Annotated in this window: 15 protein-coding genes and 1 pseudogene; 6 read left to right on the forward strand and 10 right to left on the reverse strand. The window is 61.3% G+C overall.

The genetic code is table 11. The annotated features are described in order from the left end of the window. Window positions 1–419: 419 nt before the first annotated feature. Window positions 420–1,118, forward strand: coding sequence for an IS6 family transposase (locus ACFOYU_RS06575; RefSeq protein WP_377032966.1), 699 nt, complete (start codon window positions 420–422; stop codon window positions 1,116–1,118). A 290-nt stretch (window positions 1,119–1,408) separates the two neighbouring features. On the opposite strand, the gene ACFOYU_RS06580 is transcribed toward ACFOYU_RS06575, so the two are convergent. Both ACFOYU_RS06580 and ACFOYU_RS06585 read right to left on the reverse strand, forming a co-directional pair. Further along, complete coding sequence (locus tag ACFOYU_RS06580; protein WP_377032950.1) at window positions 1,409–2,749, reverse strand: GAF domain-containing protein; 1,341 nt, start codon at window positions 2,747–2,749, stop codon at window positions 1,409–1,411. Beyond that, window positions 2,746–3,216, reverse strand: a complete 471-nt coding sequence (locus ACFOYU_RS06585) for a hypothetical protein (protein ID WP_377032951.1) — start codon at window positions 3,214–3,216, stop codon at window positions 2,746–2,748. Before ACFOYU_RS06585 ends, ACFOYU_RS06580 begins: the two co-directional genes overlap by 4 nt. Before the next feature lie 137 nt (window positions 3,217–3,353). Between ACFOYU_RS06585 and ACFOYU_RS06590 the strand changes: the two genes are divergently transcribed. From ACFOYU_RS06590 to ACFOYU_RS06600, 3 genes are all read left to right on the forward strand, one after another. Next, window positions 3,354–4,898, forward strand: coding sequence for a flavin-containing monooxygenase (locus ACFOYU_RS06590; RefSeq protein WP_377032952.1), 1,545 nt, complete (start codon window positions 3,354–3,356; stop codon window positions 4,896–4,898). 456 nt (window positions 4,899–5,354) lie between these two features. Further along, window positions 5,355–6,578: a serine hydrolase domain-containing protein gene (locus ACFOYU_RS06595; RefSeq protein ID WP_377032953.1), complete on the forward strand. Its 1,224-nt coding sequence runs from the start codon at window positions 5,355–5,357 to the stop codon at window positions 6,576–6,578. A gap of 402 nt (window positions 6,579–6,980) precedes the next feature. Then, window positions 6,981–8,231: an alpha/beta hydrolase family protein gene (locus ACFOYU_RS06600; protein WP_377032954.1), complete on the forward strand. Its 1,251-nt coding sequence runs from the start codon at window positions 6,981–6,983 to the stop codon at window positions 8,229–8,231. A 7-nt stretch (window positions 8,232–8,238) separates the two neighbouring features. On the opposite strand, the pseudogene ACFOYU_RS06605 reads toward ACFOYU_RS06600, so the two are convergent. The 4 genes and pseudogenes from ACFOYU_RS06605 to ACFOYU_RS06620 all read right to left on the reverse strand — a co-directional run. After that, window positions 8,239–8,805: pseudogene (locus tag ACFOYU_RS06605) on the reverse strand (transposase); the annotation flags it as partial. Between the two features lie 220 nt (window positions 8,806–9,025). Further along, complete coding sequence (locus ACFOYU_RS06610) at window positions 9,026–10,684, reverse strand: ATP-binding protein (RefSeq protein WP_377032967.1); 1,659 nt, start codon at window positions 10,682–10,684, stop codon at window positions 9,026–9,028. 5 nt (window positions 10,685–10,689) lie between these two features. Next, entirely contained in the window at window positions 10,690–11,511 is an 822-nt protein-coding gene (locus ACFOYU_RS06615) for an alpha/beta fold hydrolase (protein WP_377032955.1), read from the reverse strand. A 523-nt stretch (window positions 11,512–12,034) separates the two neighbouring features. After that, window positions 12,035–12,532 (reverse strand): MarR family winged helix-turn-helix transcriptional regulator, encoded by a 498-nt coding sequence (locus tag ACFOYU_RS06620; protein WP_377032956.1) that lies wholly within the window; start codon window positions 12,530–12,532, stop codon window positions 12,035–12,037. Window positions 12,533–12,589: 57 nt separating this feature from the next. On the opposite strand from ACFOYU_RS06620, the gene ACFOYU_RS06625 reads away from it, so the two are divergent. Next, entirely contained in the window at window positions 12,590–13,021 is a 432-nt protein-coding gene (locus ACFOYU_RS06625; RefSeq protein ID WP_377032968.1) for a cupin domain-containing protein, read from the forward strand. 50 nt (window positions 13,022–13,071) lie between these two features. On the opposite strand, the gene ACFOYU_RS06630 is transcribed toward ACFOYU_RS06625, so the two are convergent. The 3 genes from ACFOYU_RS06630 to ACFOYU_RS06640 all read right to left on the reverse strand — a co-directional run bounded on the left by ACFOYU_RS06630 (window position 13,072) and on the right by ACFOYU_RS06640 (window position 16,395). Beyond that, on the reverse strand, window positions 13,072–15,309 hold the full coding sequence (locus ACFOYU_RS06630) for a PAS domain-containing protein (RefSeq protein WP_377032957.1): 2,238 nt from the start codon (window positions 15,307–15,309) through the stop codon (window positions 13,072–13,074). Continuing rightward, window positions 15,303–15,494, reverse strand: coding sequence for a type II toxin-antitoxin system ParD family antitoxin (locus ACFOYU_RS06635; RefSeq protein ID WP_377032958.1), 192 nt, complete (start codon window positions 15,492–15,494; stop codon window positions 15,303–15,305). The genes ACFOYU_RS06630 and ACFOYU_RS06635 overlap by 7 nt, the downstream gene beginning before the upstream one ends. Before the next feature lie 433 nt (window positions 15,495–15,927). Then, on the reverse strand, window positions 15,928–16,395 hold the full coding sequence (locus tag ACFOYU_RS06640) for a GAF domain-containing protein (RefSeq protein WP_377032959.1): 468 nt from the start codon (window positions 16,393–16,395) through the stop codon (window positions 15,928–15,930). Window positions 16,396–16,748: 353 nt separating this feature from the next. Between ACFOYU_RS06640 and ACFOYU_RS06645 the strand changes: the two genes are divergently transcribed. After that, entirely contained in the window at window positions 16,749–18,767 is a 2,019-nt protein-coding gene (locus ACFOYU_RS06645; protein WP_377032969.1) for a response regulator, read from the forward strand. A gap of 235 nt (window positions 18,768–19,002) precedes the next feature. Here the strand turns inward: ACFOYU_RS06645 and ACFOYU_RS06650 are convergent, their stop codons facing one another. After that, on the reverse strand, window positions 19,003–20,406 hold the full coding sequence (locus ACFOYU_RS06650) for an ISKra4 family transposase (RefSeq protein WP_377032960.1): 1,404 nt from the start codon (window positions 20,404–20,406) through the stop codon (window positions 19,003–19,005). Window positions 20,407–20,459: the final 53 nt, after the last annotated feature.

Here is a 20,459-nt window from a genome sequence, read left to right on the forward strand (position 1 = left end):
TTGCGACAGATCCTTGTCCTTTGGTGGCTCTTGCGGATAGGGTACCGGACCAGGCCGCACAGGCAATCGCACGCGCAAGCCTGGACCATACCTTTGGGAGGATCACTGCCGGAGCATCGGTTTCTTATCTGACGGACTTCGGTAGAGCACGGGGCCGTCGAGTCAGCCGATTGGGCTAAGGTGACCTTGATCGCGGCTGTAAGCATGACGATATTACTGTGTGGAACGACGCTGATCACCAGCGGGCCACGAATAGGACATACGGTGGGGACACAGCAAACGGACTCCTGACGTTCCGAGGCGACTCAGGGGCGTCGATCAGGCTCGGGCAACCGGAAATGAAAGTGGCAGCGGAAATGTCGCAAACCCATCAGTAACCTAGTTCGGTCTATGCCTCCGACCAGCCCCAGAGGTTTATGATGTTCAAAGGCCGCCATTTCGACCGCTCGGTAATCCTGCTGTGTGTCCGGTGGTATCTCGCTTACGGCCTGAGCCTCCGGAACCTGGAGGAGATGATGGCCGAGCGCGGGATCTCGGTCGATCACGCGACCATTCACAGATGGATTGTGCGCTATTCGCCCGAACTGCTCGAGCAGTTCAATCGGCGCAAGAGAGCGGTCACCCGTCGGTGGCACATGGACGAGACGTACATCAAAGTCCGCGGGCGTTGGCTGTATCTCTACCGCGCCATCGACAGCAACGGCGATACGGTCGAGTTCTGGTTCAGCGAGAAGCGCAATCTCACAGCCGCCAAGCGGTTCCTGCGCAAGGCCTTAAAGCGACACGGTCGACCGGAGCGGATTGTCATCGACGGCAGCCAGACCAATCGCGAGGCGATCCTGGCCTGTGATACCACAGACCGTCTCCAGGACAGATCGAGACGTCAGCTGAAGCCGATCCGGATCCGGCAAAGTGCCTACTTAAACAATCGCATCGAGCAGGACCATCGGGCCATCAAGCGGCGAGTGCGTCCTATGCTGGGTTTCAAGTCCATGGACAGTGCCCGTGCGATCCTGGCCGGCATCGAGATGGTGCACATGATCCGCAAAGGACAAATGAGGTGCACTCAGAATTCGCACGTCTCTCTCGCAGAGCAGTTCGAGCATCTGGCCGCATAAGCGCCCACAGATCACTCTGGCATCTCTTTATCCATCGCCTAAAATTGCGACAGAGCCCCAGCGCCATCTGATTGAAAGCTAGGGAGCCTTGGCATGCTCCCCAGCCCGCCCAAGTGAAGTCCTGACCAGCCTGGCCGCTCACATGAAAGGCCGAGTCCAACGCATAAGGCGGACGTTCATCAAACGTCCGCCTTCGCCAAAACTCGACATTCAGCATGTCTCGAAAGCGGACATTCATTGGAAGAGCAGTGTCCCGGTTTCGCCGCCTCTGTTTGCGACCACCCTTATGTTCAGCCGGATGCTTCTTCTAGTATAGCGGGTCCGGCTATCTCCAACCGAATCCTCCCGCGGCCCGTCCGTAGCAACCGGACAGGAGCAGCCTTTTCCTCAAGCCGACGCCGAAGCAGGAGCAGTCGCGTTTCGAGATTGTCCTTGATGTCCGGCAAACGCACTTCCTCCGAGAGCCGGATCTCGCGGTTGGTGAATTCCGTGCGCCCTTCCTGCTGATAAATACGAAGCAGGTGCATCAAGAGCCGCCCAGGCACCCCTTTGATCAGGTACTCATTGTCGATGAAGATGCTGTCATCATATGCATAGTGTACAACGCGGAAGCCCCGCCCGGTCAGGACGGACTGATCTGCGGTGACTGGGACACTCGACGGTCCTTCCAGGATTTCGGCCTCGGCAAGCGCGAGGGCTGCCGCCGCTTGCAGCGCGACGACCGCGAGTGCCGCTTCGTCCTCCCTGGTGAAGGCAAGCCGCTGGGAACTCTCCAGGAACAACACACCACGCAAGACGCCATGCGCTATCATCGGCAGAGCGACTTGGCTCATGGCATCTGGCATCCCTGGCAGGGCAATGGTTCGCGTGCGGCTCTCCTCGTCCGACGAGGCATGAACCGCAGAGCTGAAGCGCCGGATCCGGCTCATGTCGCTGACCCGCACGGGACGCCGTTCCGAGGCGGCCGTCCCGATGATGCCCTCGCCCACCAGCACCTCCGAGCCGATGCCACTCCGTTCGTACCCGCGACTGCCAACAGTGATAAGTCGGCCGCCAGCCGGCTCCTTCAGCAGTAGCATGGCATTGCTGAAGTTGAACCTATCGCGCAGCCCATCCAGAACTGCATCGATGATGGAGCCAACATCACTCGCCCCGGAAACCCTGCGAGCGACCGCAGCCGCGGCCATAAGCTGAGTTCCCGGCTCTTGAGAGGAAATTTTCTGTGGGGGCTCCGGTGAAGGGACAGCATGCACCGCCCTCACCCGATAGATGTCGACACCACGCAGCCGCATGACCTCGCCCATGCCCACCTGGGTGCTGGTCGCCCGGAGCTGGATGGCCATCTCCTCAAAGAGTTCGCCGCTGTCCAGGGTCCGCTCGAACATTACGTCCAGCCGGTATTGCCCGCCGTCGCGCGGGTCGACGATCAGTACGGCAGCGGCGGGATTGGCCCGCACGTTCGTGGCCGTCTTGGAAAAAAACTGGTTGGACAAGGCCACCCGCTCGTCATCGACCAGCACGACATGCGACAGGTAGGAGATGTTCGGCATGCCATCGGGTGCTGCGGTGGCGATGATGGAGGGAATGACGCCCTCGAAGCACGCGGCGAGGTCGCGAAGCCGGATCGTCATGGGAACTGCTCGATAAGTTGGCCTGCCTTGGCGCCTGGTGTCTGTACGAAGATCTCCTGCACCGACAGGCGCAAGGTGACCAGATCCCGCTCAACGAGCCAGGGCGCCACGATCCGCCGCTCCAGACCGAGTTCACCCAGAGTTGACGCCATGCTTTCGATATAGCGCCGTGCCAGAGCGACGTGTTCGGCTGTGGTCGAGGCCACTGTGGCGTGCCCCTTCACCTGGTAGGACACATAGTCCGAGGGCCGGGCAAAGGTGACGGCAAGCTGGCCATTGGCTCGCACATTCGCCACTGTCTTTGACCACTGCCACTCCGAGACCGCCAGATCGACACAGCCTTCCTCTCTGCGGACGACGGCTCCAACGGCGCGCGCGATCTCGGGTACGAGCGCACCATCGCGGGTGCCCAGAATGATCATCACCGGGCTGGCCATGAAGGCTGCGAGGTCTTGGTTGATGAGCACGCGTCAAAGTCCCCTACTGGTGGAGCATAGCGGCTTAGCGATCTTTTAGGAAACCGGCACCGGGCGCTTAGGAAGCATTTAGGAAACGCGGATCGCGGATCGGCCTATTCCATGGGCTCTCATGAAAGGAGCTCACGATGACTGATCTCGCCTTCCAAAAAATGCCTCCCAATGCTGTCGCCATCATCGGCGCTGGACCCGCCGGTCTGGTGACCGCGCGTTGGCTGGCAAGCCATGGCTTCGATCCCATTCTGTTCGAGGCGGCGGACCGCCTAGGCGGCCAGTGGAACGCGGCCTCGCCCCTGAGCGGCACCTGGCGCGGCATGCGCACCAACACCAGCCGCGTCATGACGCGCTTTTCGGATCTCGACCATCCGGAGGGCACGCCCGTCTACCCCAGCCGGGAAGACATGCATGCCTATCTGGAGCGTTATGCCGAGCACTTCGGGCTTGTACCGCGTATCCGCTGCCGCACTTGGGTCGAGCGGCTTGACAAAGCTGAAGGTGGTGGGTGGCTCCTCCGCTCGCACCGGGACGGCAAGGTCCGGACCGAGCACTTTGCCCGCGTGGTGGTGGCATCCGGCCGCTATGTCGCGCCCGAGGTTCCTACGGTGCCGGGGCTCAACGGCTTCACCGGGGCGCTTGGGGTGGCCCACACCAGCCAGTACGATGGGCCCCAAGCCTACCGCGGCAAGGACGTGTTGGTCGCCGGCTGCTCGATCAGTGCGCTTGAAATCGCCTCCGACATAATCCTGTCCGGCGCCCGCAGCGTGACCGTCTGCTATCGCCGGCAGCGCTATGTCCTTCCCAAGATATTGGCTGGGGTTCCGACGGATCATGTCATGTTCACCCGTGCGGCAGGACTGGCAGGCGAGATCCTGCCGCCGGACGACCTCGCGGCCGGACTGAAAGCGACAGTCCTGCGCGTGGCCGGGTCGCCCGATCAGTTCGGCGCCATGACGCCGGACGAGAACATCTTTGCCGCCGGAATTACGCAGTCGCAGAACTTCCTCCCGCTTGTGGCCGAGGGCCGCATCGTGGTCCGTCCCTGGATTGAGGCGATCAATGGACGCTCCGTCGCCTTTGCCGATGGAAGCCAGGGCGAGTTCGACGCGATCGTGTTCGGCACCGGCTATCGCCTGTCGTTGCCCTTCCTTGCACCAGAATTGGCGGCAACGCTCGGGCTTGACCCGACCCATATCGATCTGTGCGACCATACCTTCCACCCGGAACTCGAAGGGCTTGCCTTTGTGGGCCTGTACGATCAGGTCGGGCCGCTCTTTCCGGTGCTCGAACTCCAGGGGCGCTGGATCGCCTACACCTGGGCAGGTGTCATCCCGGCACTAGGCCGCGAAGCTTTGGCTGCCGGCCTGGCCCGGAGCCGCGCTCAACGCGGAGGCCCTCAAAGCATTCCGATGCAGGTGCTGGCGCTGATCTTTGCCCGCAATGCCGGCGTGGAGCCGGACCTCGGCCGCTGGCCGGATCTGGAGCGGGCACTGCTCTTCGGACCGCTCTCGCCGGTGTCTTTCCGCCTGCACGGGCCGGACAGCCTTGAGGACGCCCCAGCACTGACGGCTGCTGCGGCAGCCTGCTTCGGGGCGATCCGCTCGCCGGAGATGAACAATGAAGAACGCGGGCTGAGAGATCTGGTCACGAGGACCGACGCGTCACAGGCGGCCTGATCAGCACGAATGAAAGGGGCGATACGTTGTCGAATGCATAGCAACCTCATTGCCCCGCCTCATGCGCTTGAACTTCCAACTGTTTCGATCCCGGCCTGTGGAGTGCTTTGCACCGAAGGATGGCGCAGGCCGGCTTTCCCATTGGGGAAAGTCTGCCTGGGGTCAATCTTCCACCTTCCGGCCGCGGAGCGAACGTCAGCTCTCAATCGCTGAAGCGGAACAAGCGCTGACGTCTCAGGAGTGCCAAACGCGATCCTTCGTCAATATTGCCCCGGGCCTGCCTGTGGCCGGAGTTGAGCGGGAGCCTAAAATTGAAAAGCTCCAGGCTCCAAAGTGAACGGGCCTGATACGGGCTCACCTCATCGTTTCGTGGCGCAAATGCGCCGGGTGTGCGTTGCTGGCTGGCCATAGATCTGCTGTAATGGCAGCCGACCCTGGGGCACCAGGGAGGCGACCATGGCTCAGGCAAGAGTCCTTCTGTCCGCGTGTATCGGCATCATCATGTCGTTGGATGCCTTCGGTGCAGGTGCCGAGCCAAGCGGACCCGAGAAGGTGCAAGCGGCACTCGAAACTTGGTTGGCGGAGAGAGCCCCACTGGAGAAGGTCACCGGCATCGCCGCCTATGTCAGCCTCGGAGATCCTGGGCCGGCCATTGAGGCGTTCGCTGGCACCACAGGCCGGTCGCCCTCCGACAGACCCGTGAGCCAGGACACCCTGTTCCAGATGGGCAGCACGTCGAAATCGTTCACGGCCGCCGTGATCCTCAGGCTCGAGGCCGCCGGCAAGCTGTCGCTCGACGACACGCTGGGCAGATGGCTGCCGGAGTATCCTGCTTGGCAGGATGTCAGCATCCGGCGCCTACTCAACATGACCAGCGGGATTCCAAACTATTCCGAGACCGAGGCGATGTCGCGCCTGTGGGTAGAGCACCCCCAACGCGTCCTCAGCGCGGACGAGCTTGTGAGGATCGCGTATCCCACCAGCAGCAACAAACTCCCCACAACGACCGGCTACCACTACTCCAACACTAATTACATCCTGGCCAGCATGATCGCCGAAAAGGCGAGCGGCAGGACATTCCAGGATCTGGTTCATGAGCTTGTGATCGAGCCGTTCGGGCTCCACTCGACCTTCTACGAGAGTGGCACCTATCCTGAGGCCGTGGTCCGGCGGCTGGCGCATGGCTATTTCGAGAACCCGGCCTGCACCGACTATCAGCCTAAGGATTGTACGGCATCCTGGAACCTCCCGCTGGTGGGCCGCGACGTGCGGGCAATGAGCTCATCGTGGACCCAGGCCGCTGGCGGCGCAATCTCGAACGCACGCGACGTCACCCGCTGGATGCGGGCAGTGTTCGCGGGCCGGGTGGTGCCAGCAAAGCAACAGGGCGAGTGGCAGCGGATGATCTCGACCCGGACCGGAGAACCTCTCCTCGGGTTAACGGCCGAGGACCCTCGCGGTTTTTCTCTGGGCTTGGCTCGCGCGATACTCGGGCCGCCGGGCGGAAACTGGTTCTACGAGGGCGAGACGCTTGGCTACCGCACTCTCTACGTTTGGTTTGCGGAGGACGATCTCCTGATCACGGTGCAGACCAACTCGCAACCTGCCGACGGAATGGACCGGCTCCACGATGCGGTGATGGCAATCTACGAAGCCGTTAAGCCTCCCACATCACCATGATCTTTTCCTCCTGATCGCCCTTTGCCGGGTCCAAGCCTCTGCCAAAGGCTGCTCCTAGCGGCCTCTTCGGTCTGCTGGCGATCACCACACCGGCTACAGCTTCGCTTCAGGACTGCGGTGGCGACGATACTCCGGCAGGCGGCTGTGCGTTCGGCGCAGTTACCGCGGCCCCGAGATTATGCTCGGGCAAGGTCAGGCTCGGAGGATCGCCTGCCCTTAGGGATATCCAGTGATCCCCACCTCAGGAGCTATTCTGCCGGCTTCTGAAGTGTCCCAGAAGCCGGGGAACGGAACCACATAGGCGTGCCATGCCGCTTGATACGAAAGAGCCGGAGATCATCACACTGAGCAGTTCCGTGGAGTTCTGTCGTCTGATCACTATGGCAGATGCGGAGGATCATCATGGGACTGGCATTCAAGAACGATCTCCACGATGAGTTTGGAACGTGGCCTATTGCATACATTCCCTATGGCGGCGCGGATTTCGGGGAGGTCCTTGCAGTCGGGCGCGCCGTCGGAGACGGCGGTGACACGGTCTTTCATGAGGCCTGGATGGCCGCAGGTGACCGGCTTGCGACGGAGGCTGAGGAGGCGAAGAGCCGCAGGTTGCGTAGCAGTGCCCGAGATTTGTTCCTGCGCGCCAGCGCGTTCTACGCAGCCTCCTACCACCCCCTTTATGGGGCGCCGGTCGACCCTCGGCTTCTAACCGCGTTCCGGAAGCAGATTGATGCCTTCAACAAGGGGCTCGCGCTTTTCAATTCCCCTGTCGAGCCGATGCGGATCCCCTTTGAGAGCACGTCGATGCCCGCCTACTTCATTCCTGCTGCCGGGCACGAGAACGCGGTCCGCCCTCTCATCATCCTGACCAATGGGTACGATGCAACCGTCACGGACATGTACTTTGCCTCTGCTGTGGCGGCGAACCGCCGGGGCTATCACTCTCTGATTTTCGACGGTCCGGGCCAAGGCGAAATGCTTTATGAGCAGAGCATTCACCTGCGGCCCGACTGGGAAGTCGTCGTCGGGGCAGTTGTTGATTATGCCCTCAACCTCCCCTCGGTTGACTCCAGGTGCATTGTACTGAGCGGCTGGAGTCTCGGCGGCCATCTTGCACCGCGCGCTGCATCCGGTGAGCATCGCCTCGCCGCCTGCATTGCCGATCCGGGCCAGTGGAGCATTGCCGCACCATTCCGTGATTTTGCAATCAAGCTCGGCGCAACGCCGCAAGCAGCAACTCATCTCGGGGAGCTTGACCAGTCTGTCCTGGACCGGATGATGCAGGTCGCGTCGGACAATCCCAGCTTCAGATGGAAGATCGTCCAGCGTGGCTTTTGGGTCCACGGCGTCGACAACCTGCGCGACTACTTGCGTTCGGCAGAGCAGTTCACGATGGACGGGCGTGCCGATGCGATCTCGTGCCCGACCCTGATGACGCTCGCCGAGGATGACCCCTTAGCGAGAGGCGCCGAAGCGTTCTTTGATCAGCTTCGCTGCCCTAAAGAGCTGGTACGCTTCTCCACGTCCGAAGGTGCTGGCGAACACTGCGAGATGGGAAACCGGTCACTCCTGAACCGTCGGGTATCCGATTGGCTTGATGGTGTGCTGCCCACTAAGAAGAGTCCCCGGCGCAGTTTGGCAGCCAATCCAAGTTAAATGGGTGCCAGTCGATGCCCACTGCAATCAGCACGGCTTGCGAGCTGACGATGCCGCCCTCGCGCACCTTCTCGTAGCGGGCGTCTAGGATCAGGTACGGAAACGGCTCCTCGAGCCTTCGGCAGGCGAACTGAGCCAGGCTGTCGTCGAGGCGCTTGTTGATGGCCGAGATCGCCGAGGCCGAGAAGCTGTGGCCGCACAGCTCCTCGGTGATGGCCTTGACCTTGCGGGTGGAGACGCCCTGGACGTACATCTCGGCCAGGGTGGCGACGAGCGCCTGCTCGGAGCGTTGGTCACGCTCGAACAGCTCGGTGGAGAAGCGCCCGTCCCGGTCCTGCGGCACGCGCAGCTCGAGCTTGCCGACGCGGGTCACGAGGGTGCGGGTATAACAGCCCGAGCGGTAGCCGAGGCGGGCTGCGGTGCGCTCGCCCTTCTCAGCCTGGAGGGCGTCGGTCATCTCGGCTTCGAGCATCTCCTGCATGACGGCGCGCACGATCTCGCGCAGCCCGTCCGGGCTCTGGCTCAGAAGCTCCTTGATGGCAGCGGCAGCAGGTTTATCCTTCGCATTGGTCATGGTGGGGCTCCTCTCGGAGGGTGACTTGGACATCACCATCCTGCCATGACCGCCCCGCTCAGGCGATTTGCAGAACCTTCACCACACTACTTCCGAGGGCGGTCGCCCGTCCCTCAAGGTGGATTGACTTCACCCTACACTAGACACAATGTGGGGCGGTGTAGAAGGTGAAACTCGTTCACCCCCGTATAGGACCTGCACCTTAGTAGACGGCAACATATCACTTGCCATCGAGCATGCGTCTTATCTTGGCGGCCAGCTCGGCATAGGTGAAGGGCTTCCCGATCAGATGCATTCCAGGGTCCAGGCGACCATGGTGGACGATGGCGTTCGAGGTGTAGCCTGTCGTGAACAGAACCGGGAGCCCTGGCCTGATCCGCGCGACTTCGTCCGCAATGACACGCCCGTTCATTCCGCCCCTCAGAACCACATCCGTGAAGAGCAACTCGATCTCAGGATGCTTTCGGACGATTTCCAGAGCTTCTCGACCATCGGCCGCCTCAAGAACCCGGTAACCCAGATCGCACAGGGCCTCGATGGCATACGCCCGCAGATCGGGCTCATCTTCCACAACCAGAATGGTCTCGCTGTCGCCTCTCACCATGGCGGGGCTCTTCGCCGGCACCTCGGCGGGCTCCTCGTCGGAGCCGATCAGCCGGGGCAGGTAGATCTTGATCGTCGTGCCTTCGCCCAGCTCGCTGTAGATTCTCACATGGCCGTTGGACTGCCGGACGAAGCCATAGACCTGGCTCAGGCCGAGTCCGGTTCCCTTGCCCACTTCCTTGGTGGTGAAGAACGGCTCGAACACCTTCTCCATCGTGGCCTTGTCCATTCCGGTGCCGGTGTCGGAGACGGCCACGAGCACATACTGCCCGGCCGGGACAGGCTCGGCCAAAGCCGCCACATAAGCCTCGTCCAGACGGGCGTTGGCGGTCTCGATGGTGAGCTTGCCGCCATCCGGCATGGCATCGCGGGCGTTCACCGCCAGGTTGAGGATGGCGTTTTCCAGCTGGTTCGGATCTGCCTGAGAGCGCCAGAGGCCGCCGGCGAGCACCGTCTCCAGCACAACCACCTCGCCGAGCGTCCGCCGCAGGAGGTCGGACATGCCGGCCACCAGCTTGTTGGCGTCGATGGGCTTGGGATCGAGCGGCTGACGCCGCGAGAAGGCCAGGAGGCGCTGGGTCAGAGTAGCCGCGCGCCGGGTCGCCTCCATAGCGTGATCGGCGGCTCGCTGGAGCCGGTCAGCTCCTTCGGGAAGACGACGCTGGAGGAGCTCGATGTTGCCGACGATGATCGTCAGCAGATTGTTGAAGTCGTGGGCGATGCCGCCGGTGAGCTGACCGATAGCCTCCATCTTCTGCGCCTGTCGCAGAGCCTCCTCGGCCTTCAGGCGCTCGGCGACTTCCTGGGCCACCCGCTCCTCAAGGGTCTCGTTCAGGCGCTTGAGCTCCTCGGTGGCCTGCTCGGCCTTCTGACGTGCTAGCAGCAGTTCCCGCTCGTACTTGCGGCGGTCGGTGGCGTTGAAGAGGGTGATGCGATGAACCATCGGGCGGCCATTCGCATCCCGCTTCTGGACCGTGTTGGCCAGAACAGGCAGGGAACGCCCATCGGCGCAGGTCAGGTCGAACGCAATCTCGTTCACGAAGCCCTGCATCTGCAGGAGCGGCGTCAGGTGCGTGTCGTAGAAGATCCTGGCGCCGACGCTCAGAAGATCCTGGAAGCACCTGTGGCCGACGAGGTCCTGCCGGTCCATGCCGATCCAGGTGAGGAAGGTCTGGTTGGCCCTGATGATAGTGCCGTCCGGCAGGGTCGAGAGGTAGCCGCAGGGGGCGCTCTCGTAGAGTTCTTCGGCGGATTCGACCAGCGACCCGGGGTCCATCTTCACTAGGTGACAGCCTTGGCCGGAGCCGGATCGCGCAGAAAGGCCTTCATGGCGGCTATCGTCTCCTCGGGCGCACTCAGGTTCGGGCAGTGTCCCGTCGCGCTGAGCTGAACGAACTCGCTGCCCGCAATGGTCTGGTGCATGTAGCGCCCGACTGCCTCGGGGGCGATGGCATCCTGCGAGCACTGAAGGATGAGGGCCCTTGTCCTCACGTTGACCAGATCGGCCCGGTTGTCGGAGAGGAAGGTCACCCGGGCGAAGTGCTTGGCGATCTCCGGGTTGGTGCGGCAGAAGCTGTTGGTGAGTTCCTCGCCGAGTTCCGGGCGGTCCGAATTGCCCATGATGACTGGAGCCATGGTGCTGGACCAGCCGAGATGATTGCTGTCGAGGAAGTCGAGCAGGCCCTCGATGTCCTCCTGCTTGAACCCGCCGACATAGTCGCCGTCGTTGATGTAGCGCGGCGAGGGGCCGATCAGCACGAGACGGTCGAACCGCTCCGGCTCCCTGATGGCGGCGAGAACCCCGATCATGGCGCTGACGGAGTGGCCAACGAAGATCACGTCCTTCAGGTCCAACTCCCGGCAGATCGCCAGCACGTCCTCTGCGTAGCCGTTGAGCGAGCCGTACTTCGTCCGGTCGAAGGCGGAGGCATCCGACTGCCCGTGCCCGACATGGTCGAAGAGGACGATCTTATAGCGGTCCTCGAAGGCCGGGGTGATGAAGCGCCACATGTTCTGATCACAGCCATAGCCGTGGGCGAAGATCATGGGCTGCCGACCCTGCCCGAGAACCTTGACATTGTTACGCTTGAGAACGGCAGACATGGGCACTCCGTGCAATCCAAAGACCGATAGGTAGGCCGCTCGCCAAGGTCATGCCTGCGAGCTTTGCAGTTCAGCCCGCTTAAGTAAGCGTCCTGTCTCCCCTGTCAACACCGCCGCAAGTTCACACGTCCGCCGCCGCAACCAGGGAGCGTCGACAGTGCAGGTGAAGCAGCTTCTGTTGTTAAGCGTTGAGAGCCGGTATCCTGTATGTGCTCTGTATCCTCAATGGAGGCGACAATGGAAGCACAGTAGCAGCAAGGGCAAAGTTGTCAGTCATGGGTGTCTTAGGAGGACGAGTGGATCCAAGCCTTACTTCCGAGAAGCGCCAATCAACAGCACCAACACACCTGATGGTGTGGCCACGCCAGTGCCCCAATGTAATCCGTAGATGTCCAGGGTGCCGTAGGCGAGTTTTCGACGGCAGCTATCAAACGCTGACGTTCCACTCGAATATTCAATTTGAGGGGGAGCCCCGGCCCGCATGCCACCGAGCGGTGCGAGCGGCGGCACCTCAGAACATAGATCACTGTTCTACGACATGTTCGCGAGAGCCCGCCGGCTCCTCCGCTGCTAGGCGTCGCAGGACGTCCATAAACTCGGCAAACCTTTTCTGCCCCACCTCAGCCGCCCATTCTGCCTGTAGCTCACGCAGGCAGGCGAAGATCGTCTCGCCCACCTGCCAGCCGCGCTCAGTCAGATAGACCAGGCGCCGGTCACTATCCTTTGCGGCGCGTCTTTCGAGATACCCGAGCGCCTCAACTTGAGCGATGAGGTAGTTGGTGGCCTGCGGTGACATCCCCATCCGCCTCGCTAGGTCCGCAGGCCTGACCCCATCAGGGAGGGGGTAAGTGAATACGGCAAGGTGCGCCTCCTGCAGATCGTCAAAACCCGCCGCCCGAACAGCGTCCTGGATCCGGTCGCGCACGCGCCGCCAGCATTGGCGCAGCAAGGCCCCCACGAACGGTGGGCCGTTGTCCTCGCCAGCTCCTGCATTGGTGTGTTCAAACGCACTTGCGCTCATTGTAAAGTCGCTTTATGTTTTCTGACATAAAGCGACTTTACATCAGAGGAGCGCATGATGGAAGGCATTAGCAGCAACACCGTCCGGATTGGTGACTTGGATCTGCGGTTCCTGGTCGACGAAACGCAAGGCTCGGGCGACCTCGTCATGTTCGAGTTCACCGTCCCGCCACAAGCTCGGGTGCCGGCGCCGCACTTCCACCGCGATGTGGACGAAGTCGTCTATGGGTTGGAAGGAACCCTGACGATGACCTTGGACGGAGACAGGCGTGAGTTGCACTCCGGTGAGGTCATCTTCATCCCGCGTGGGAGCGTGCACCACCACGAGAACCTGCATGAGCAGGCCGCACGGGCGCTGGTGGTCCTGACACCGGGCTCAATCGGGCGGCGCTACTTTGAGGAGATTGCTGCGGCGGTGAACGTTCCGGGCAAGCCCGACTTGGCGCAGGTCAGGGAGATCATGCTCCGGCACGGCCTCATTCCAGCCTGAGCACGACAGCACCGATGACTGCTCCGTCCTGTTGCCTTAGCGAGGTCGCCTTATGTCAAGGGAGCATGGACGGTGCAGCGGAGACCATCCGGCTCGAAGCTGACCTGGGCCGTGCCCCCGAGGTCATGCGCAAGGCTGCGCTCGATCAGACGTGTGCCGAAGCCACGCCGCTTTGGCACCTGAACAGGTGGCCCACCCTTCTCCGCCCACTCAAGATGCAGGCAGGACTGGCCATCGTTTTGCTCGACCTTCCATGCGATCCGGACTTGACCCGTCAGGTTTGACAGCGCGCCATACTTCACCGCGTTAGTGGCCAGCTCCTGCAAGGCCATTGCCAGCGCCAGAGCCATACGAGGCGAGAGCCTGACCTCAGGTCCGTCCACGTGCAGCCGGTCCTGGCCTGAACTGTAGGGCTCAGCCGCCTGGCCGATGATCTCGCGAAGCCCCGCTCCCTCCCAGTTCTCCCGCGTCAGCACGTCGTGCGCACGGGAAAGGGCCAGCAGCCGGCCTTCGAGAGCCTCTTTGGCGCTGTCCGCTGTTGCGGCAGTGCGCAGGGTCTGCACGGTGATCGACTGCACGCTCGCCAACGTGTTTTTCACCCGGTGGTTCAGTTCGTTGATGAGCAGCTTCTGGTGCTCTTCGCCGCGCTTGCGGGCACTGATGTCTCGGGTCACCGCCAGATGCGCCACAGAGCCGTCTGGCATCGTCAGCGGGACTGCATGCGTCTCCATGTGCCGACGCGTGCCCTTCAGGCTGATGATGTCGAACTCCCAGTTCACGCTCTCGCCCTTGCAGACGCGCGCGTGGTTGGCTCGCCATTCCTGCCGGAACTCAGGAGCAATGACATCGAGCACGCTGGCGCCCTTCAGCATGGCAGGATCGTCAATCTCCAGCATGGCAAGGCCAGCCGGGTTCATCTCCAGGACCTTGCCATCGACTGCCACCAGCTTCACGCATTCCGGCGTCGCCTCGATGATTGCCCGGTGCCGCGCCTCGCTCTTGCGCAGGGCCTCCTCGACCTTCTTGAGGTCGCTGATATCGCGGGAAACCGACAGGATCTTCTCGACCTTGCCATCAGGCCCAGTGATCGGAGTAACGGCTACATCCCACCATTTGAGCGTGCCCCTGAAGGTGGGCGTCGGTCCCTGGAAGCGGGCCATACCGCCGGCAAGAGCGGTCTCGACAGCCTCACGCGCCTTGGCGTGCTCAGGACCGTACCAGAAGCTGCGCCAATCGCAGCTCTGAATGGCGCCGAAGTCGACGACCTCCATGACCTCCATGCCACCCGTGCTCATGAACTGGAGCTGGGCGTTGGTGTCGAGCACCTTGATGCAGTCGCTGGAGCTCTCCAGGATACGCCGGTTGAACTCCTCGCTTACTCGCAGCGCCTGTTCAGCTTTGACCTGCTCGGTGACATCGTAGCCCTCACCAAAGATGCCGGTGACCTGGCCGGAAGCATCGGTGATGGGCTGATAAACAAAGTTCAGGAACCGCTGCTCGTCCCCTCCACTCGGCACCTGCTGAAGGGAGATTGGGATTGCGTTCGCAATAAAGGCCTTTCCAGTCCGGTAGACTTCGTCCAGCAACTCGATGAAGCCTTGCTCCACAAGCTCCGGCAGCGCCTCCCGCACTGGCATTCCGAGCACCTCGCGGTGGCCGATCAGTTGCTGGTAGGATGAGTTCACGAGCTCAAAAACGTGGTCGGGCCCTCGGACCATCGCCATGAAGCTTGGCGCTTGCTGGAACAGTTGCTGCAGGCGCTCGCGCTCAGCCATGGCTCGGCGTTCAGCAAGAACCTTGCCCGTCGTCTCAACAGCGGCGCAGAACATGCCGGCGACTTGGCCGCTCTCATCGCGGATGGGCGTGTAGGAGAAGCTGAACCAGGCATCCTCTCTGCGGCCGTGCCGCTCCATGGGGATGAGGAGGTCCTCGAACCAGCTTGCCTGTCCGGAGAGTGTCTGCTCGACGATGGGGCCGATCTGCCCCCAGATATCGGCCCACACCTCAGCAAAGGGACGGCCAAGGGCGCCAGGATGCTTAACACCGAAGATCGGCGCATAGTCGTCATTGTAGAGGAAAGCGAGTTCAGGCCCCCAGGCGACAAACATCGCCTGCCTGGCATTGAGCATGAGTTCGACGTAGTTCCGCAGGGACTGGGGCCAATGAGCCGGCTCCCCCAGTGGCGATGTGGACCAGTCGTGCGCGCGCATGCGGGCGCCCATCTGTCCACCACCCTGGAGGAAGTCATGCACGGCCGGCAGCTGCTTGGCCGGGAAGTTCATCAGCATGGTGCGCGCTCTGCGGCACCACGCCTGAGCGGCTGCTCAACCTGACGCTCGCGCTCATCCAACAGCCGCAGGGCGGCTCTCACCACCTCGCTGGCGCTGCGGTAGCGGCCTGAGGCGACCTTGCTGTCAATAAGGGACTCCAGCTCAGGAGTGAGCGAAACGTTGCGGGTTTTGCGGATGGTCATGAGGGATCATTCGGCGGGGACAGGACCCGTAACAACCTTTGACACACCACTTGGTTCCAGCGCAAAAGCTAGGTTGGGTTTGTGGGGATTGAAAAGCCTTGTAACCTAAGTACTCATTATGCTTGGGTTATGCATGAACCAGCAAGGGAGCGTCTTATGTTCCGGCCCTGAACATACATAAGGATTATTCCGGGATGTGGTGGAAAGGGATATTTCCAGATCCGCAATAAATTCGGTCCGGCAAGGGATCGAGAGCAAGACACAATTCGCAAGGTCGGTAGGTTCATCTAACAGCATGCGGTGAAACTATCGGGTGCCTTCCAAGAGTTTACCGCCCAGTCAGTTTCAACAACAAGTCAACAGTGCACCTGCCGGAATCCTCACCGGAGTAGACCAGTTGCAGCGGTTTCCAAGGCTTTCAATTCCTGGGCCGCTATGGCAGCAACGACACGGTCAGCCATTTCCTCAAGCTCAGCTCTGTCTCCAGAGAGAAAGTGCGGGGCTTCATGTCCAAGATGCACAAGGAGCCAAGACGGATATCCTCAGGATACCTGAGCGGGGTTCCCGCATAGAACCGTAGATAAGGCTCCCCGACCACCAGAGGATTGTGCCTGAACCGCTCATCAACCAGCATATCAGGGATCGTGAATACCCTGTCGCTGAGGATTGTGTAAGTACAGAATGCTGTATCCCGCGGCAGTTCGGAAACGCTCAGCCCTTGCGCTGCTTTCACCCAGAGCGTATGGCGGTCGACCAAGGTGACGAGGGCGATTGGTACGTCGAAATGATGTTTCGCCTCTTGGCAGATCTCATCGAGTGTTAGAGTGGGCTCAGCTGAAAGGGAGCCGGTCTCTACAAGGACCCTTAGGCGCTCCTCCTCATTGCTTGCAGAGTTCGCCATGGTAGAGCCTACTTGCGAAATAGCTTCAGGAGGCGTTCTGAGGCTCAATGTATATGATTGGGTTCGTAAGGGAAGCTAACTGGAAATCCAAGCCTTCGAGATCAGGCACAAGTTGTATGTTATAACACTCATTGCCTCTGTAGGAGGAGCCCTGCTGCCCTATAGGAATTTGCGCCAACCTGCCCAAAAGGTGTTTGCGCGCTTCCAGCTCATGACGTGAGCACACGGGCTAGAGAGAGCCTGCTATTCCTGTCGAAGTTTTACGGATATGGCTGAACTCATATCATCTGGGGCGTTTCAAGTTGCGCAGCATTGCGGAGATACTGAGCGGGAAACGAGCACTTCTGTTGATTGTGGTCGCTTGGGCGATACTTTGTATCGGCATCGGCCTGGTGGGGTTTGGTACCTTGCGCCAGACCAAGCACCAGATGGCCAACGAGGCGGCCGCCAATGCGGAGCGGGTTTCCCGCCTGCTGCTCGCTAACTTTGAGCGCACATCGGACTCAGTTGACGGATTCCTGAAGAACTTCGCAACAGGGTTCACCCCGCAGGCGACGCCAAGTGAGCTTTTCGAGCGGCTTCGCAGCCTTAACCTGCCAAGCGCAATTGTCCAATTGGCGGTTGTCGGCCCGGACGGACGAGCGCTGGTGAGCAATCTTACCCCTGAGCCCGAGCGCGTTGACGTCTCCGACCGGATGCATATCCGTGTCCATCGCGAGAACCGGGTAGATGGCCTCTATATCAGCCCTCCTGTTTTGGGACGCATCTCGAATCTCTGGACAATCCAGTTCACGCGAGCGGTTCGCGATGATCAGGGCAATCTCCAGGCCATTCTGGTGGCCTCCTATGACCTGAGAGACTTCACCTCGTTCTATGGTGGCCTCAACATCAGCGGACAAGGAATGGTCGCGCTGGCGGGCCTTGATGGCATCGTGCGGGTCCGCAGCGCGGCAGAGGCGAGCTATGCGCAGGACCTTTCCGCGTTGCCGCGGTTCCGAAAGATCGTCGGGGAACGGAACGGCCGCTTTGACGACCTCAGCGCCATCGATAACGTCGCACGCGTCGGCTATTTCACTACGTCGGACCGTTACCCGTTTCTCACGATGGTGGCCTTCGATCAGGCTTACCTGGATCGCCGCTTGGCGACCGTGCGATTGCCCATCATTGCCTCCTTGCTTGGCTTGGCTCTGGTGCTGACGCTCGCCATGATCGGAGCGGTCTGGGTTGTGCGACGCGAGGCAGCGGCCACAGCACGCCTTCATCACACGCAGCGCCTGGAGGCCCTGGGCCGCCTGACCGGCGGCATCGCCCACGACTTCAACAATCTTCTCACCATCATCATGGGCAGCCTCGACATGCTGCGCCGAGCTAGTGAGGAGCGGCGTGCGCGCTACATCGATAATGCTGTTTTTGCCGTTGACCGCGCCAAGGCGCTCACGCACCAGCTTCTCGCCTTCAGCCGCCGCCAGACGCTTTCCCCTGCCGTTACGGACCTCAACCGCTTGGTTGTCGAGATCGGAGGGATGCTGACCCACTCCCTCCGCGACGACATCTCGGTGGAACTGGACCTCGATCCGCAACTGTGGCCCGTGAAGGTCGACGCAGATCAATTCCATGTCGCTCTCATCAACCTTGCCGTGAATGCCCGAGACGCCATGCCGAATGGCGGCGCGCTGCGTATCCAGAGCCAAAATCTTTTGGCCTCAGAGGAGGTTTGCCTCACGGTGAGCGATACTGGCATGGGTATGAGCCAGGACATCGCAGCCCGGGTGTTCGAGCCCTTCTTCACGACCAAGGAGATGGGCAAGGGAACCGGTCTGGGGCTGGCACAGGTGTATGGCTTTGTTCATCAGTCAGGAGGCAGGCTGAAGCTTGATACGGCTCCCGGAACAGGCACTGCGGTATCACTGCTATTCCCGCGTTCATACGAGCAACCGGAAGCCGTGGTTGCCGAGGGCGAGGAGTTACCTTCGCTACCTTCAGGATTGAACGTCCTCGTTGTGGATGACAATCCCGACATCTCGGTCTTGGCTGCCAATGCCCTTGAGGAACAGGGCTGCATTGTAAAGCAAGCACACTCCGCGACGGAGGCAATGTCGATCCTTCGCAAAGCAGACTTCGACGTCCTGCTGTCGGATATTGTCATGCCCGGCGAAATGGACGGGATCAGCTTGGCAAGGTTTGCCAAGGCTGCTTCGCCTGATTTGGTCGTTATCCTGATGACGGGATACAGCGAAAGGCTGGAAGGTGGCGAGGTCGTCGAGAGCGAGCTTCTGCTCAAGCCGTTTGCCCCGCGTGATCTCACAGCTGCGGTACTACGAGCGCTGAAGGCACTTGCGAGCGAGAGGCACGCAGAAGCGAGAGCAGGATAAAATCAGCCTGAGCCTGTGCAGCTTACCTTTTGTTGCCCTAGCCTCCGAAGCGTGAGGTAGCCAAGAACGGGCCGTGCGAGAGTTATTTGCACATGGCAGGCTCCTCATTGCCGCCCTGACAGGCCACAGAATTCATCTGGCTAAACAAAACTGCCGTTGGGGCGTTATTAAGGCCCAGCTAGTCGTTTGTTCTTGCTCGTGAGAGGGATGGAGAGCATGAGGTTCTGTGGGGCAGCTAAGCTGCGGCCTGTCTGTGGCCCCTGTTATTGTCATTCATCATGCCGGGGTACCAGTGCTCGAATGTAGCACGCAGCGAGCCATCCAAGGTCCTGGCCCGTGTCTGCAGGAGCAGATGAGCCCCGCGCCGGCTCCACTGCATCTGCTGTTTCTTGGCAAAGCGCTTGCTGATCACCGCATTCACCGTCGCCTCGACAAAGGCCGAGGAGATCCGCTCGCCAGACCGATAGCGCTCGCCATAGTTGATCAGGCTGGCCTCGTTGCTGGTGATGTAGACCCGAAACTCCCGCATCGCCGTCCGGAACCTGCGCAGATTGGGATAGCGACTTTCGAGAGCTTCCAGATCGAGAAGCAGATCATCGATAGCCCCACTGGCTCGGTAGGTGTTGCCGTGCCAGAGGAACCACTTGATCCGGCGCAACTCATCAATCGTCGCCACTCCGGGGTCCTTGTCATGGTGCATCAGTCCCTGGGCGAACTGGCGCAGTACCGTGATCCGCATCGTGATGTGTAACCAGTCAAGCACATGCTCACTGCACGGACTGATCCGCTCAGCGAGGGAGCGGACCTCCTCCCCGCCATCCGTGATAAAGGTAAGATCCTGATCGGCTTGGAAGCCCTGTCGGCGGAGGTGATCAATAACGCGGCGCTGCGGCTTACGATCATAGCCATGAACGAAGCCGATGTACCGGGCCTCCCCATCTTCGGGCATGGATCGGCCGACGATGAGCTCGAAGTTCTTCTTTCTGTCGCGCCAGTCGCGGATGTAGCCACCGTCCAGGCCGATAACCATCCGGCCATCGGGGACCGGCAGGTCGTCCCAATCGCGAGAGTCTGCGCCCTCGGTAAATGAGGCCCGCTGTTCAGCGAGATCGCCCTCTATCCGCTCGGCTGCCCGCAGGACGTGCTGACGGACCGTCGTCGCGTTGACACCGCTCTCAACAGGCAAGACATCGGCCAGGAGATCGGCGGCTGCCGCATAGGGCACGAGCGAGGCCCAGCGGGTCTCGAGGTACAGGCGCTCGGGCGCAACATGGTCGGGAAGCAACCGCGTCAATGGCGAGATCGTTGCCGGACCATTGGCCTGCCGCTCTTTGAGAACGTAGAAGCGTGGGCTCTTGAGCTGGACATCGCCGAACAAGGTCCGAAAGGTGACCGGATAGCTGCCCTTGCACCGGAGCTTGCGACCGCTGATTGGGCAGTGCCGGTGTTTCTCGAGCCAGCCATTGACCTGAGCCTCGACGATCCGCTGCTGAGCGGCTGCCAGCAGGGCCTTGCTCTCGGCCAGGGACAAGCCCAGATCCTCGGCTCCCTCGGTGACCTTCGTTAGAGCCGCGATTTCCTCCGTGCCACCTATGGTACCGTCGTCTCCGACGATCTGAAGCATGATCCTGACCTGCATGGGACCTTCCATGGGTTCTCGGGCGAGCCGAGGCGCCGTGGTCAGATCACCGC

Source organism: Microvirga sp. GCM10011540 (genome assembly GCF_042650665.1).
GTDB classification, from domain to species: Bacteria; Pseudomonadota; Alphaproteobacteria; order Rhizobiales; family Beijerinckiaceae; genus Microvirga; species Microvirga lenta.

Excerpts from the sequence above, each read along its gene's own strand:
- ACFOYU_RS06575 (WP_377032966.1), top strand. The coding sequence starts at position 420 with ATGTTCAAAGGCCGCCATTTCGACCGCTCGGTAATCCTGCTGTGTGTC.
- ACFOYU_RS06580 (WP_377032950.1), bottom strand. The coding sequence starts at position 2,749 with ATGACGATCCGGCTTCGCGACCTCGCCGCGTGCTTCGAGGGCGTCATT.
- ACFOYU_RS06590 (WP_377032952.1), top strand. The coding sequence starts at position 3,354 with ATGACTGATCTCGCCTTCCAAAAAATGCCTCCCAATGCTGTCGCCATC.
- ACFOYU_RS06595 (WP_377032953.1), top strand. The coding sequence starts at position 5,355 with ATGGCTCAGGCAAGAGTCCTTCTGTCCGCGTGTATCGGCATCATCATG.
- ACFOYU_RS06600 (WP_377032954.1), top strand. The coding sequence starts at position 6,981 with ATGGGACTGGCATTCAAGAACGATCTCCACGATGAGTTTGGAACGTGG.
- ACFOYU_RS06610 (WP_377032967.1), bottom strand. The coding sequence starts at position 10,684 with ATGGACCCCGGGTCGCTGGTCGAATCCGCCGAAGAACTCTACGAGAGC.
- ACFOYU_RS06615 (WP_377032955.1), bottom strand. The coding sequence starts at position 11,511 with ATGTCTGCCGTTCTCAAGCGTAACAATGTCAAGGTTCTCGGGCAGGGT.
- ACFOYU_RS06620 (WP_377032956.1), bottom strand. The coding sequence starts at position 12,532 with ATGAGCGCAAGTGCGTTTGAACACACCAATGCAGGAGCTGGCGAGGAC.
- ACFOYU_RS06625 (WP_377032968.1), top strand. The coding sequence starts at position 12,590 with ATGGAAGGCATTAGCAGCAACACCGTCCGGATTGGTGACTTGGATCTG.
- ACFOYU_RS06630 (WP_377032957.1), bottom strand. The coding sequence starts at position 15,309 with ATGCTGATGAACTTCCCGGCCAAGCAGCTGCCGGCCGTGCATGACTTC.
- ACFOYU_RS06635 (WP_377032958.1), bottom strand. The coding sequence starts at position 15,494 with ATGACCATCCGCAAAACCCGCAACGTTTCGCTCACTCCTGAGCTGGAG.
- ACFOYU_RS06640 (WP_377032959.1), bottom strand. The coding sequence starts at position 16,395 with ATGGCGAACTCTGCAAGCAATGAGGAGGAGCGCCTAAGGGTCCTTGTA.
- ACFOYU_RS06650 (WP_377032960.1), bottom strand. The coding sequence starts at position 20,406 with ATGCAGGTCAGGATCATGCTTCAGATCGTCGGAGACGACGGTACCATA.